12 protein-coding genes are annotated in these 13,110 nt (G+C 63.2%); 4 read left to right on the top strand and 8 right to left on the bottom strand.

Annotation, left to right across the window (positions count from 1 at the left end):
* Positions 1-153: 153 nt before the first annotated feature.
* The 4 genes from PQR67_RS33825 to PQR67_RS33810 form a co-directional block, all read right to left on the bottom strand.
* On the bottom strand, positions 154-1,005 hold the full coding sequence (locus PQR67_RS33825; RefSeq protein WP_408467150.1) for an FkbM family methyltransferase: 852 nt from the start codon (positions 1,003-1,005) through the stop codon (positions 154-156).
* Between the two features lie 161 nt (positions 1,006-1,166).
* A complete protein-coding gene (locus PQR67_RS33820) occupies positions 1,167-2,777 on the bottom strand; it encodes an FMN-binding glutamate synthase family protein (protein WP_408467149.1) in 1,611 nt (536 codons plus the stop codon).
* Positions 2,778-2,900: 123 nt separating this feature from the next.
* Entirely contained in the window at positions 2,901-4,046 is a 1,146-nt protein-coding gene (mnmA, locus tag PQR67_RS33815; protein ID WP_408467148.1) for a tRNA 2-thiouridine(34) synthase MnmA, read from the bottom strand.
* A 124-nt stretch (positions 4,047-4,170) separates the two neighbouring features.
* Complete coding sequence (locus tag PQR67_RS33810; protein WP_408467147.1) at positions 4,171-4,653, bottom strand: NUDIX hydrolase; 483 nt, start codon at positions 4,651-4,653, stop codon at positions 4,171-4,173.
* A gap of 283 nt (positions 4,654-4,936) precedes the next feature.
* On the opposite strand from PQR67_RS33810, the gene PQR67_RS33805 reads away from it, so the two are divergent.
* Genes PQR67_RS33805 through PQR67_RS33795 form a run of 3 tightly spaced genes read left to right on the top strand, consistent with a single transcriptional unit; the run spans position 4,937 to position 7,872 of the window.
* Complete coding sequence (locus PQR67_RS33805; RefSeq protein ID WP_408467146.1) at positions 4,937-6,079, top strand: Re/Si-specific NAD(P)(+) transhydrogenase subunit alpha; 1,143 nt, start codon at positions 4,937-4,939, stop codon at positions 6,077-6,079.
* Between the two features lie 12 nt (positions 6,080-6,091).
* A complete protein-coding gene (locus PQR67_RS33800; RefSeq protein WP_097391320.1) occupies positions 6,092-6,418 on the top strand; it encodes an NAD(P) transhydrogenase subunit alpha part 2 in 327 nt (108 codons plus the stop codon).
* Positions 6,418-7,872: an NAD(P)(+) transhydrogenase (Re/Si-specific) subunit beta gene (locus PQR67_RS33795; protein WP_408467145.1), complete on the top strand. Its 1,455-nt coding sequence runs from the start codon at positions 6,418-6,420 to the stop codon at positions 7,870-7,872. The genes PQR67_RS33800 and PQR67_RS33795 overlap by 1 nt, the downstream gene beginning before the upstream one ends.
* 111 nt (positions 7,873-7,983) lie before the next feature.
* Here PQR67_RS33795 and PQR67_RS33790 read toward each other — a convergent pair whose 3' ends face one another.
* The 4 genes from PQR67_RS33790 to PQR67_RS33775 form a co-directional block, all read right to left on the bottom strand.
* Positions 7,984-8,724, bottom strand: coding sequence for a helix-turn-helix transcriptional regulator (locus PQR67_RS33790; RefSeq protein WP_408467144.1), 741 nt, complete (start codon positions 8,722-8,724; stop codon positions 7,984-7,986).
* Between the two features lie 67 nt (positions 8,725-8,791).
* Complete coding sequence (locus PQR67_RS33785; protein WP_408467143.1) at positions 8,792-9,175, bottom strand: VOC family protein; 384 nt, start codon at positions 9,173-9,175, stop codon at positions 8,792-8,794.
* Between the two features lie 278 nt (positions 9,176-9,453).
* Positions 9,454-10,749, bottom strand: a complete 1,296-nt coding sequence (locus PQR67_RS33780) for a THUMP domain-containing class I SAM-dependent RNA methyltransferase (RefSeq protein WP_408467142.1) — start codon at positions 10,747-10,749, stop codon at positions 9,454-9,456.
* A gap of 115 nt (positions 10,750-10,864) precedes the next feature.
* On the bottom strand, positions 10,865-12,964 hold the full coding sequence (locus tag PQR67_RS33775; RefSeq protein ID WP_408467194.1) for a site-specific recombinase: 2,100 nt from the start codon (positions 12,962-12,964) through the stop codon (positions 10,865-10,867).
* On the opposite strand from PQR67_RS33775, the gene PQR67_RS33770 reads away from it, so the two are divergent.
* On the top strand, positions 12,848-13,110 hold a 263-nt coding region (locus PQR67_RS33770; protein ID WP_408467197.1), incomplete at its 3' end, for a hypothetical protein. The two genes, PQR67_RS33775 and PQR67_RS33770, sit on opposite strands and share 117 nt — an antisense overlap.

The following is a 13,110-nucleotide window of genomic DNA, read 5'->3' as shown; positions in this document are numbered from 1 at the left end:
CGTGGAGCGAAGTGCTAAACCTTGGATTTTAACGGAAAGGGAGGGGGGTGTCCGTTTTGCGGGGTCGGACGGGAACCGGCGTGTTCTCCAAACGGAAAAAGGCCGCGTCGGGCGGCCGATTGTCATTCCTTTTCCCAGGAGGTGTCCCGTGGGCTACGTGAGCGCGCCCATCAACACATGCGTGGCGGAATCCGAATTCGTCACCTCCACAAATCCCTCCATCTCCATCTCGAGTTCCCGCGGCAGCGCGAGCATATTGCACGACACTATGCGGCCGTAGATGTTCTCCGCGCGCCCAAAGAAATTCCCCGAATTGAACAAAGGCGGCAAGTGCCACCACATCCGGTATTCCTTCGACCACAGCCACTCGATCAATGCCTGGGACTGATCGAGCCGGTCGTTCTCCACATAAATCACCGGACGTGAGCGGGCGATCGTTTCCTCCGCGCCCAGCAGCGCGTTCAACTCGAACCCCTCCACGTCGAGCTTCAGCAGCCCGACCGTATGCGAGCGCAATACATCATCCAGCCGGACGCACGGAACCGGGATCGTGTTCGCCGCAGCCTCGGTCTGCATCGACACCCCGCCAAAGTTGCCCGGCGAATCGTAGTCGGGCCGTTCAAAATGCAGCGTGCTCGCACTTGCCCCGCATGCGTACGGCCACGCCAACACGTTGCGCACGCCATTGGCCGCCAGATTCGCGCAGAGGTTCTGAAAGATCACCGGCTGCGGCTCGAATGCAACCAGCACCTGACGCCGCGCCAGCGCCTCACGAGCCAGCATGACGGTATGCACGCCGATATTCGCACCGACTTCGACAACGATCCCCGGCTGCACCAGCAACTGCCGCAACACAGCAGATTCAAGCTCGCTGCATTCACCGTATTCGATGAGCGCCCGGCCTAGATAGAAGTCGTTGGGATTGGCAAGCATCCAGCCGTGGCGGGTCTGGACCAGTTGCGTATGAGCACCAAGCTGAAGCGGAGCAGGAGAGGATGTGAGCATGAACGTTAAGCGGGTGCAGAAGACCCGCCAATGTACGGCCCGGTGCAGCGGTTGTATATAAGACGGGTTCCTAAGGATTCTTATTTTTCTGCAAGAACTCGCCGTCAAAATTTAAGACTTAGGCGGCGATCGGCCCAGGCTCCATCGCCGCCACAACCGGCTTATGTAGCGGCCAGCTCAACTTTCGGTGCAAACGAGTGGCTTTGGGCCATGGGCCAATATTTCTCGTACAGCGTGTAGCGATAGTTGCCGTTCAGCAGATCGTTCGGATCGAGGTACTTCAGCAACTCGGACATCAACTGCACCTCATGCGACGACACGCGCCGCACAATGTGATGCGCGCGCAATTCCGCCGGATGCTTGAGCCCCGCGGCCTGAATGATTTCCTTCAGCGCATGCAAGGTGTTGTGATGGAAGTTGAACACGCGATCGGCTTTGTCCGGCACGACCAGCGCACGTTGACGCACCGGGTCCTGCGTTGCGACGCCCGTCGGGCAGCGGCCGGTGTGGCAGGTCTGCGCCTGAATGCAACCGACCGCGAACATGAAGCCACGCGCCGCGTTGACCCAATCCGCGCCGATCGCGAGCGTCTTCGTAATGTCGAATGCCGTGATCATCTTGCCGCTCGCGCCGATGCGAATGCGCTGACGCAAGCCGATACCGACCAGCGTGTTGTGCACCAGCAGCAGGCCTTCCTGCAACGGCACGCCGACGTGATCGGTGAACTCCAGGGGGGCCGCGCCCGTGCCGCCTTCCGCACCGTCGACCACGATGAAGTCCGGCAGAATGCCCGTCTCCAGCATCGCCTTCGCAATTCCAAAGAATTCCCACGGATGCCCGATACACAGCTTGAACCCGGTCGGCTTGCCGCCGGACAGCGTGCGCAGCCGGTCGACGAATTCGAGCAGGCCGCGCGGCGATGAGAATTCGGAGTGGGTAGCGGGCGAGATGCAATCGCGACCCATCGGCACGCCGCGCGTTTCCGCGATCTCGGGCGTGATCTTGGCGGCCGGCAGCACGCCGCCGTGACCGGGCTTCGCGCCTTGCGAGAGCTTCACTTCGATCATCTTCACTTGCGGCTCGGCAGCCTGCTTGGCGAATTTCTCCGCGCTGAAGGTGCCGTCGTCGTTGCGGCAGCCGAAATAGCCCGAGGCGATTTCCCAGATGATGTCGCCACCATGTTCGCGGTGGTATTTCGACATCGAGCCTTCGCCCGTGTCGTGCGCGAAGTTGCCTTTCTTCGCGCCGAGGTTCAGCGCCATGATCGCATTTGCCGACAACGAGCCGAAGCTCATCGCGGAGACGTTGAAGATCGACATCGAATAAGGCTGCGCGCGGTCGGGGCCGACGACAATACGGAAGTCGTGGCTATCGATGCTGGTCGGTGCGAGCGAGTGGCTGATCCATTCGTGCGCGACGGCCTTGACGTCGAGTTCGGTGCCGTAGGGGCGGCTGTCCACGTCGTTCTTGGCGCGCTGATAGACGATGCTGCGTTGCGCGCGCGAGAACGGTTTTTCGTCGGTGTCGTCTTCGACGAAATACTGGCGGATTTCCGGGCGGATGAATTCGAACAGGAAGCGGAAGTGGCCCCACAGCGGATAGTTGCGCAGAATCGCATGGCGTTCCTGCGTCAGGTCGAACAGACCGAGCGCGACGAGCGCCACCGGCACGATGATCCAGAACCACGAAATGTGATGCGCCGCGGCGAGCGCCGCACAGGCTGCGAGCAGAATGACTGCGCACCACATCGCCAGATAACGTCGAGAAAACATGGGGACTCCAGTGCAGTGAGGATCGTCGCGGAGGGATCGTCGACGCTGTCGGCGCAAACGGAATCCGCCGCGAAGGGAAACGAACGACTGCTTGTTATGGTGAAGCTAGCTCAAACTCATGGTTCAACGGGCGCTTAGCAGCGCTGCCTTTTGCGGCTGACGCACCGTTGGCTGCGCGGTTACCGCGTGCTCGATGATGCCACCGCCGAGACACACGTCGCCATCGTAGAGCACTGCAGATTGCCCTGGTGTGACAGCCCATTGGGCGTCGTCGAAATTCAGTTCAAAGAGGCCTTCGTCGACACCTGCCGCGCTGAAGGAGCACGGCGCATCCGCTTGCCGGTAACGGGTTTTCGCACCGCACGCGAAACCTTCGGTGGGCGCTTCGCCCGCGACCCAGCTCGTATTGCCCGCGCTCAACGTGTGACTCAGCAGCCACGGATGCTCGTGGCCTTGCGCGACATACAGCGTGTTCGACGCAATATCCTTACCGGCGACGAACCACGGCTCGCCGCTGCCGTCCTTGCTGCCGCCAAGGCCGATACCCTTGCGCTGCCCGAACGTGTAGAACGCGAGGCCGATGTGTTCGCCGATCACTTTGCCGTCGGTGGTTTTCATCGGACCGGGTTGGGTCGGCAGATAGCGGTTCAGGAAGTCGCGGAACGGCCGTTCGCCGATAAAGCAGATGCCGGTCGAATCTTTCTTCTTTGCATTCGGCAGCGCGATCTGTTCGGCGATCTCGCGCACTTTCGTCTTCGGAATCTCGCCCAGGGGAAATAGCGTCTTCGACAACTGCGCCTGATTCAGCCGATGCAGGAAGTACGACTGGTCCTTCGTATGATCGAAGGCCTTCAGCAGTTCAAAGCGGCCGTTGTTTTCGCGCACTCGCGCATAGTGGCCGGTCGCGATGGTTTCCGCGCCGAGCGACATGGCGTGATCGAGGAAGGCTTTGAACTTGATTTCGGCGTTGCACAGCACGTCCGGATTCGGCGTGCGGCCGGCCGAATATTCGCGCAGGAATTCGGCGAACACGCGGTCTTTGTACTCGGCGGCGAAGTTGACCGCTTCGACGTCGATGCCGATCAGGTCCGCCACCGAGACGACGTCGATCCAGTCCTGCCGCGTCGAGCAGTACTCGCTGTCATCGTCGTCTTCCCAGTTTTTCATGAACAGGCCGACCACGTCGTAGCCCTGTTCCTTCAGCAGCCATGCGGTAACCGACGAATCGACGCCGCCCGACATGCCTACTACGACTTTCTGCTTGCTCATAAGGTGCTCACTGGGTACTGCGTGACTTCATTGATCGTGGGTTGACCGGGGTGCCTGCCCGCCTGCCTTGCCGCTCGTGACGGCTTACGTCAGGCGATACCAGCTTACGTCTATTTATGCCTGCTCATGCCTGTTTGCGTCCGACCGAATGCGTGTGCACGAAGTCGAGCGGGAAGCGCCGTCCCGCGAGGTAATCGTCGATACATTGCATGACGAGCGGCGTGCGGTGCCGTTCAGGGCAGGCGCGCAATTCGTCGGCGCTCATCCACAGCGTGCGGGCAATGTCGGGATCGAGCGCGCGCGCTGCATCCGCTTCGCCGCCCGTGCCGCAATAGGTGAAGCGCAGATACGTCACGCCCTCACTGCCGGGCCGCTCGAAATGCGTCATATACATGCCGACCAGCGCCGCGGGCGTGAACGGATGCGCGGTTTCCTCGAGCGTTTCGCGGATGACCGCTTCCACCAGCGTTTCGCCCGCCTCCAGATGGCCGGCGGGCTGATTCAGGCGCAGGCCGTCGGCGGTATGTTCCTCGACAACGAGAAAACGCCCGTCACGCTCGACGATGGCCGCAACGGTGACGTGCGGCAGCCAGGTTTCCGGTTTCATGGGTGCGCATTTTACCGTTTATGGGCCTGGGCTGCCGGGAAGCGGGCGACCGGCTGCGGGCGACCGGCGGCGGGCGACCGGCAGCTAAGGCGCAAGTGGCACGAGCGGTGGCCCATCGCCCGCATCCTGCAAGGCGCCCGCCAGCTCAAGACCCCCGGATTGTCCCCGATTTCGGCGCACCCCCAGGTTTCGGTTAAAGTGACGCCGTTAGCCGTTGCACTTGCAAGCCGGCGTGCCTCGTCGGCAGCTCTGTCGTAAAACAGGAAGTCGAGGAGGAACAAAGATGCACATCGGAGTGCCAGCCGAGACGCGCGCGCACGAAACCCGCGTCGCCGCGACGCCCGAAACGGTCAAGAAGTACGTGACCCAGGGCCACCGGGTCACGATCCAGAGCGGCGCCGGCACCGGCGCGAGCTTTCCTGACGATGCCTTTACAGCAGCCGGCGCGGAAATCGTCGACACGGCTGCTGCTTTTGGCGCGGATCTTGTCCTCAAGGTCCAGTCCCCGACCGATACCGAACTGCCGCTGCTCAAACGCGGCGCTGTATTGGTCGGCATGCTCGATCCGTTTAATACCGAAAACTCATCAAAGCTGGCGGCCGCGGGCGTCACGGCGTTCGCATTAGAGGCCGCGCCAAGAACCACGCGCGCGCAGAGCCTCGATGTTTTGAGCTCGCAGGCGAATATCGCGGGCTACAAGGCGGTTCTATTGGCGGCCACGCTTTATCCGCGCTTCATGCCGATGCTGATGACCGCCGCGGGCACCGTGAAAGCGGCCCGTGTGCTGATCCTCGGCGCTGGCGTGGCCGGTCTGCAGGCGATCGCGACGGCCAAGCGTTTGGGCGCGGTGATCGAAGCCTCCGACGTGCGTCCGGCGGTGAAAGAGCAGATCGAATCGCTCGGCGCCAAATTCCTCGATGTGCCCTATGAAACCGACGAAGAACGCGAAGCCGCGCAGGGCGTTGGCGGCTACGCGCGGCCGATGCCGCCTTCGTGGCTGACACGTCAGTCGGCACTGGTCCACGAGCGGGCGAAGCAGGCGGATATCGTCATCTCCACCGCGTTGATCCCCGGTCGCGCGGCGCCGACGCTGATCTCGGTGGAAACCGTGCAGGCGATGAAACCCGGCTCCGTGCTGGTGGACCTCGCGGCTGGCCGCGGTGCGGAGTACGAAGGCCAGCGCGGTGGCAATTGCCCGCTGACCGAAGCCGACAAGGTCGTGATCAAACACGGCGTGCAGATCGTCGGCTATACGAATCTGGCCTCGATGGTCCCCGCCGACGCGTCATCGCTCTACGCGCGCAACCTGCTCGACTTCCTGAAGCTGATCATCACCAAGGAAGGCGCCCTGAACATCGATCTCGCGGACGACATCGTCGCGGCCACGCTGCTGGCCCGTGACGGCGAAGTCACACGCAAGGCATAGAGGAGAACGGCGATGGAAGTCATCAACCACACCGTCATCAACCTGATCATCTTCGTGCTGGCGATCTACGTCGGCTACCACGTCGTCTGGAACGTCACGCCCGCGCTGCACACGCCGCTGATGGCCGTGACCAACGCGATCTCGGCGATCGTGATCGTCGGCGCGATGCTCGCAGCGGGCCTCACCGTGGGCGACACCGGCAAGTTCTTCGGCACGCTGGCCGTCGCGCTCGCGGCGGTCAACGTGTTCGGCGGATTCCTCGTGACGAGGCGAATGCTGGAGATGTTCAGGAAGAAAGAGCCGAAGAAGCTCCCCGCCGCTGCCAAGGAGAACGCGTAATGAGTCTGAATGTCGTCACGCTGCTTTATCTGGTCGCGTCGGTCTGCTTCATCCAGGCGCTCAAAGGGCTGTCCAATCCGAAGACGGCGCGCACCGGCAATACCTTCGGCATGGTCGGGATGGCGATTGCGATCCTCACCACCATCGCGTTGATCGTCAAACAGGCGAACGCGCTCGGCTCGAATCTCGGCCTGGGGCTCGGCCTGTTGCTGGTCGCGCTGGTGATCGGCGGCGCGATCGGCGCGTTCGTCGCGGCGCGCGTCGAGATGACCAAGATGCCGGAACTGGTCGCGGCGATGCACTCGCTGATCGGTCTTGCGGCTGTGTGTATCGCGTATGCGGTGGTGTCGGAACCGGCGGCATTCGGCCTCGTCGATCCGGAGAATGCGATTCCGGGCTTCCTGCCGTATGGCAATCGCGTCGAGCTGTTCATCGGTACGTTTGTCGGCGCGATTACGTTCTCCGGTTCGGTGATCGCCTTCGGCAAGCTGTCAGGCAAGTACAAGTTCCGGCTGTTCCAGGGCGCGCCGGTCGTCTATGCCGGGCAGCACCTGATCAACCTGTTCCTCGCGATCGGGATGCTCGGCTTTGGCGTGATCTTCTTCCTCACGCAATCGTGGCTGCCGTTCATCATCATGACGATCATCGCGTTCGTGCTCGGCGTGCTGATCATCATTCCGATCGGCGGCGCGGATATGCCGGTGGTCGTGTCGATGCTCAACTCGTATTCGGGCTGGGCGGCGGCGGGCATCGGCTTCTCGCTGAACAATCCGATGCTGATCATCGCGGGCTCGCTGGTGGGTTCGTCCGGTGCGATCCTGTCGTACATCATGTGTAAGGCGATGAACCGCTCGTTCTTCAACGTGATTCTCGGTGGCTTCGGTAACGAGGCCGGTGCGGCGGCGGCAGGCGGCGCGACGGAGCAGCGTCCGGTGAAATCCGGTTCGGCCGACGACGCTTCGTTCATGCTCGGTAATGCTGAGACCGTGGTGATCGTGCCGGGTTACGGTCTTGCGGTGGCGCGTGCACAACATGCGTTGAAGGAGTTGACCGACAAGCTGGTCGAAAAGGGCATCGAGGTGAAGTACGCGATTCACCCGGTGGCCGGCCGGATGCCTGGGCACATGAACGTGCTACTTGCCGAAGCCGAAGTGCCGTACGACATGGTCTACGAAATGGACGACATCAACGGCGAGTTCGGCCAGGTCGACGTAGTGCTGGTGCTGGGCGCGAACGACGTGGTGAATCCGGCCGCGAAGAACGATCCGAAGTCACCGATCGCGGGCATGCCGATCATCGAGGCGTACAAGGCGCGCACGGTGATCGTGAACAAGCGTTCGATGGCGGCGGGTTATGCCGGTCTCGACAACGACCTGTTCTACATGGACAAGACGATGATGGTGTTCGGCGACGCCAAGAAGGTAATCGAGGATATGGTGAAGGCCGTGGAATAACACGGGCATTGTTGTTGCGCGGCCTGCCTCGCGGTGGGCCGCGAATCGCCCGGACGTACTATCGAGTTCCCCAAGCCGCCGCACTCGCGGCGCAAAACTGCATCCACATTGTCACCGCGGCTTCGCGTTCACATGCCGCAGCCAATCCGCCAACCGTTTTCCTTCCTGATCCGGATACGTTTCGAGTACCTGAATATCCTGGATCCTCTCCAGCCCGAAATTGCGGAAATCGCCTCGCAATTCGCACCATGCGCCGAGCGTCCAGCGCGCGCCCCAATACGCCAGCGCCAGCGGCCACACGCGCCGCTCGGTCTCTGCGCTATTCGCATCGGTATAGGCAAAGCTCACTACCTGACGTGCATCGACCGCTCGATGCAGCACGTCCACCTTCGCTGAAAAATCCGCCTTGATGTGAAACGACGGCGCGAAGATCGCCAGGCGTTCGAGGGTTGCGCGCTTGTCGGCGGGCATGGCCGAGGCGATCTTCGCCAACGCGCCGCGTGCTCCGCTCGCGAAGCCGGCGCCGCCCCAGGATTCGAGCATCCGTGCGCCTGCTGCGAGCGCGGCCAGTTCGTCGGCGGTGAAGGTGAGGGGCGGCAGGCTCGCCGCGCGGCTCAAGCGGTAGCCGATGCCCGCTTCGCCTTCGATTGGCACGCCTGACAGTTGCAGATCGCGCACGTCGCGATAGACCGTACGCAGCGAGATATTCAGCCAGTCGGCGAGTTGTTGCGCGGTGGTCAGACGTCGGCCGCGTAACAGTTCGGCGATCTGGAACAGGCGGTCGGCGCGGCGCGTCATGGTGGGCGTCTTATAGAAAAGGACGGGGACAGACCCACGATGATAGCGCCGCATGCCGCGCTCCGGTCAGCGTTACGCGCGGTGTCTGCGGGCCACCGCGCTGGTGTGCTGAATCACGCGCTCAACCGTTGGTCAGCGAATGCAGGCCGAGGCGGTTGCCTTCCGTGTCGACGAAGAACGCGATATAGCCGATGTCCTGCGGCAGCTTGATCACCGGACCATCGGTCTTGCCGCCGGCCTTTTCGACGCGGGCGAGGGTGGCGTCCACGGTCGGCTGGGCGTTCAGATAGATGAGCACGCCGTCGTCGGTCGGCGTCATCGTCGGGCTATGGACGATCGCGCCGCCAGTGGCGGGTTCCTCGTAGCCGAAGATGGCGATCGGCTGGCCGCCGACTTCTTCATGGCGCAGTTTGACGTCGAGTGCGGCTTCGTAAAAACGCACTGCGCGATCGAAATCGACGGACGGAATCTCGAACCATGCAACAACTTTGGATGATGCGGACATGACACTCTCCTGTGGATGGCAGTAAGCCGTGCAAAGCGCCGGATGGCGTGAGAAGGAGTGTGCATGGGGGCTACTGACAGCGTAGTGTCAGTAGGGCGTCGCGGACGCCGCGAAAAGACGCGACGGTCGATGGGCGGGGTGACGCGGGCGCGAAGGGAGAAACGCAGACGTGGGCGTGGCAGCAGATGGGATCCGCGACACCGGCCGGTCGCCGAGTACCGGCGAAAAAAAACCGCGGATCAGGATCCACGGTTTTTTCGATGCTGCTCTGCTCCGGCTTACGCTGGCGGTGTGTCGTTGTTCTGCGGCCGTTGCCGGACGCTGCCTGCAATCAGATCGAAGCGGAACAGCCGGCATTCGAGCGCACCGTTGAAGAGCGGCGTTTTGGTCGATTCGCGCAGACGCATCTGACCCGGCAGCTTGCGATCCGAGGTCAGAATAAACGCATGCCAGCCGGTGAAGCGCTGCTTCAGCGCATCGCCGAGCGACTGGAAAAACTCGCTATCCGGCGCTTCTTCCTGAGCGCGGCGGAAGCTGTCGTCCTCACGGCCTTCACGCGTGGCGCGGCCTTCGCGGATTTCCCCACGTGCGTTGCGGCCGCGCACTTCGATCCGCTCGCCATACGGCGGATTCGCGACGAGGATGCCCGGCTCAGCCGACGGCGCCGTCATGCCGCGCGCGTCGACCTGCTTGAGCGGAATTGACGGCAGACCGGCGCGCTGGAAGTTCGCACGTGCCTTGTCGAGCATGTCGCCGGAAATATCACTGCCGAAAATTTGCAGGTCGGCGCGCGAGTTGCGGGCGGCGTGCTTCGCGTCGAGCGCGGCGGCCTTCAGCGGTTGCCAGGTCTTGGCGTCGAACTGCTTGAGCCTTTCGAAGCCGAAGCGGCGCTCCGCGCCCGGCGCGATATTCAGCGCCACTTGCGCAGCTTCCGCGAGGAAGGTGCCGCTGCCGCACATCGGGTCGTACAGCGGCGTGCCGGCGCTCCAGCCGGTCAGGCGCAGGATACCCGCCGCGAGATTCTCGCGCAGCGGCGCCGCGCCCTTGTCGAGGCGCCAGCCGCGCTTGAAGAGCGGGTCGCCGGAGGTGTCGAGGTAGAGCGTGCAATCGGTGGCGGTGAGGAACGCGAACACGCGCACGTCGGGCGTGGCGGTGTCGATGCTCGGACGCGCGCCGCTGACTTCACGCAGACGGTCGCAGATGGCGTCCTTGACACGCAGCGTCGTGAATTCGAGGCTGCGCAGCGGCGATTTGATCGCGGTGACGTCCACGCGCAGCGTTTCGTTCGCCGAGAACCATTGCTCCCAGCGCTGTTCGAGCGCGAGCGCGTAGATGTCCTGTTCGCTGCGATACGGCCGATGCGCGATTTTCAGCAGCACGCGGCTCGCGAGGCGCGAGTGCAGGTTGGCGGCCATGCCGGCGGCCCAGCCGCCGCGGAAATGCACGCCGCCGGGCACTTGCGCGCCGGCCGTGAACGGCGCGCCGTTCAGGTGCTTCGCGGAAATTTCGGCGAGCTCGGTGGCGAGCGAGGCTTCGAGGCCGCGCGGACAGGGAAGGAAGAAATCGAAGGACATTGAGGTTGCCGGAAGGCGTTAGATAAGGCGCTATTGTACGCGGTCGGGGTGTCGGGTCCGGCGGAGCTGTCGCCAGGGGCGCGGCAGCGACCCCCGGCGACCTTGCGGGTGGCCGTTACCTGTCCTGAGGTGCCGCCTTGGCCGGCCATACCAGTTCGAGCGGATGTCTGAACACCCGCTGCCAGATCGCGCCACGCAGCGAGCGCACCGCATTGCGGCGCAGGTCGCGCGATTTCACCGCCATGTAGAAGGCGAGCGCGAAACTCACGGCCACGTTGAGGATCGCCATGCTGCCGACCCCCGCGACCGCCCACCATAGCTCCGGCAGCTTCAACGCGTCCTTGCCGAGCACGCCGAGCGCGACACCGATCGAGCCGGCGCTGAGCGTCACGTGACGCACCTCGAAAGTGAAGGCGAAGGCGGTCAGGATCGCCGGGACGAGCCCGAGCATCAGGCCAAGCGTGATATTGCCCACCACGCCCGCCACATTCGACCGGCAAAACGCGGCCAGCCGCGCGGTGCCGGCCACGCCGAGCGTCATGCGCAGACGCCGGTTGTAGGCAAGCGCATCCGCCACGCGATGCAGGACGAACCAGTTGTCCGCCCAACCCGACAGCAAACTCGACGACCACAGCAGCACGCCGGTCAAGGCGGCATAGAACGGCGTCGGCCCGAGCAATGAGAAAGAGTGCAGCGTGGCGTGCGCCTTCTCCGGCGAAATGATGTTGGCGTTGAAGAGCGTGTGCCACAGCAATTGCACGCCGAGGCACACGGGAAACACCAGCAGCACGTTGCCGAGCACCGCGGCGGCCTGCGTGCGCATCAGCGCGGTCACCGAACTCACGAAGCTGTCGACGCCTGTCGGCGTGCCGACGCCGTCCAGCTCACGGGCAAGGGTGGGCGCGGTCATCGCCGGTTGCTTGGTGGCGAGCGAGAAGTGCAGGAAGTGAATCAGCAGGAAGCTGGCCGAGTAGTTGATGCCGGCGAGCAGACCTTCGAACATCGCTTGCAGATGCACGCCGGTGATGGCGAATTTCACGCAGACCGTCACGACGGTGACGAGCCCGCCGCCGGCCGCCATGCGCAGCATCTTCAGGTATTCGGCGCGATCGCGCGCGATGTAGTGTTCGCCGGTATCGGCGCTGTACTCGACGACCTTGCGCGCCAGCAACGAGAAATTGCTACGCACGAGATGGGTGACGCTCTGACTCGCGCGATTCGCGTTCACCAACTCGGCGGCCAGACGCGCGCCGGCGTGCGGATCGTCCTGCGTCATCCAGGCGTTCAGCAGATGTTCCGCGCGCACGATGCGCATGCGCATCCGTTCGACCTGGAAGACGATGTCAATACTGACGCCGTTGCGGTAGAGGTGGGCGAAGACGTTGTCGGTGGCGCTGCGGCATTCGTCGAGCAGCAGGCGTAAATAGTTGACCTCGTGCAGCAGCTTGTCTTGCGGGCCGCCTGCGCTGACTGCCTGATGGGCTGCTTCGACGGCAAGCATGGCGCGCGTGAGCCGGTAGAACGGTTGCTTTTCCATGGCGACGCGTACACCGCCGGTGTCGGGGGCGTCGACTTCGCCGAGACGGCTGCGGACGATTTGCGACAGACCGGTCGAACTGATCTGGCAGGTGAGGTTGTGCAGCGCGGCCAGCAGGTCGAGCGAGAAAGGGGTGCTGTCGCGTGGTTCGCTGTCGTCGTGTTCGAAGTTGAAGAGGGCGTGGATGCGGGTGAGCAGATCGGTTGGCAGATTGGCGATCCATTCGGCGTCGCGTTCCTGGCTGAACATCAGTGTGACGATCGCTCTGAGGTCGCGCCGGTTCGGTGCGGGCGGGATCAGAGAGGCTTCGAGGCGCTCGAAGAGTGCGCCGAAGAAGCCTGAGTGAACGGGCATGCCTGCATCGCAGAGAAGCGAGAGGCCGTCGCTTTCACGAAGGAGCGCGCGGAGAATGCCGGCGACGTTGGCTTTCCAGGCCGGGTTGCGGTCCAGCACGTGGAGGAGATAGCGGATTCTTGCGTGTGCTGGGGTTGAGCGTGATGTGTTGTCTTCGACGGTGTTGTCGAGTTGTTCGGGTTGGACTGCGCGGCCGCGGTGGATCCAGTGGGCGAGTTCGATCAGCCATTCACTGCGGTCCGGGTAAGGGGCGGTCTGATCTGCGATCGCCAGCAGTGCGTCCAGTTGGTGGCCGCCGTCGCGGGAGGCGCGCCATTTTTTTATGAATCTTTTGATCGAGTTGAACATTTTTTGGGTTTTTTGCCTGCGGCGCTTGGTTGTGTGCCTACGGTGTTGGCCTTTCCTTGTTTTCTTAGTGGTTTATTAGCGTTGCCCCTGTGCGGGGCGGCACCTACTTTTCTTTGCCTGCC

This window comes from Paraburkholderia fungorum, from assembly GCF_046026025.1.
Taxonomy (GTDB): domain Bacteria; phylum Pseudomonadota; class Gammaproteobacteria; order Burkholderiales; family Burkholderiaceae; genus Paraburkholderia; species Paraburkholderia fungorum_E.
This window is presented reverse-complemented; position numbering and strand designations above follow the sequence as displayed.

What these genes read in the sequence shown, in the direction of transcription:
- PQR67_RS33825 (WP_408467150.1), bottom strand. Translation starts at nt 1,005, where the DNA reads ATGCTCACATCCTCTCCTGCTCCGCTTCAGCTTGGTGCTCATACGCAA.
- PQR67_RS33820 (WP_408467149.1), bottom strand. Translation starts at nt 2,777, where the DNA reads ATGTTTTCTCGACGTTATCTGGCGATGTGGTGCGCAGTCATTCTGCTC.
- mnmA (WP_408467148.1), bottom strand. Translation starts at nt 4,046, where the DNA reads ATGAGCAAGCAGAAAGTCGTAGTAGGCATGTCGGGCGGCGTCGATTCG.
- PQR67_RS33810 (WP_408467147.1), bottom strand. Translation starts at nt 4,653, where the DNA reads ATGAAACCGGAAACCTGGCTGCCGCACGTCACCGTTGCGGCCATCGTC.
- PQR67_RS33805 (WP_408467146.1), top strand. Translation starts at nt 4,937, where the DNA reads ATGCACATCGGAGTGCCAGCCGAGACGCGCGCGCACGAAACCCGCGTC.
- PQR67_RS33800 (WP_097391320.1), top strand. Translation starts at nt 6,092, where the DNA reads ATGGAAGTCATCAACCACACCGTCATCAACCTGATCATCTTCGTGCTG.
- PQR67_RS33795 (WP_408467145.1), top strand. Translation starts at nt 6,418, where the DNA reads ATGAGTCTGAATGTCGTCACGCTGCTTTATCTGGTCGCGTCGGTCTGC.
- PQR67_RS33790 (WP_408467144.1), bottom strand. Translation starts at nt 8,724, where the DNA reads ATGCGGCGCTATCATCGTGGGTCTGTCCCCGTCCTTTTCTATAAGACG.
- PQR67_RS33785 (WP_408467143.1), bottom strand. Translation starts at nt 9,175, where the DNA reads ATGTCCGCATCATCCAAAGTTGTTGCATGGTTCGAGATTCCGTCCGTC.
- PQR67_RS33780 (WP_408467142.1), bottom strand. Translation starts at nt 10,749, where the DNA reads ATGTCCTTCGATTTCTTCCTTCCCTGTCCGCGCGGCCTCGAAGCCTCG.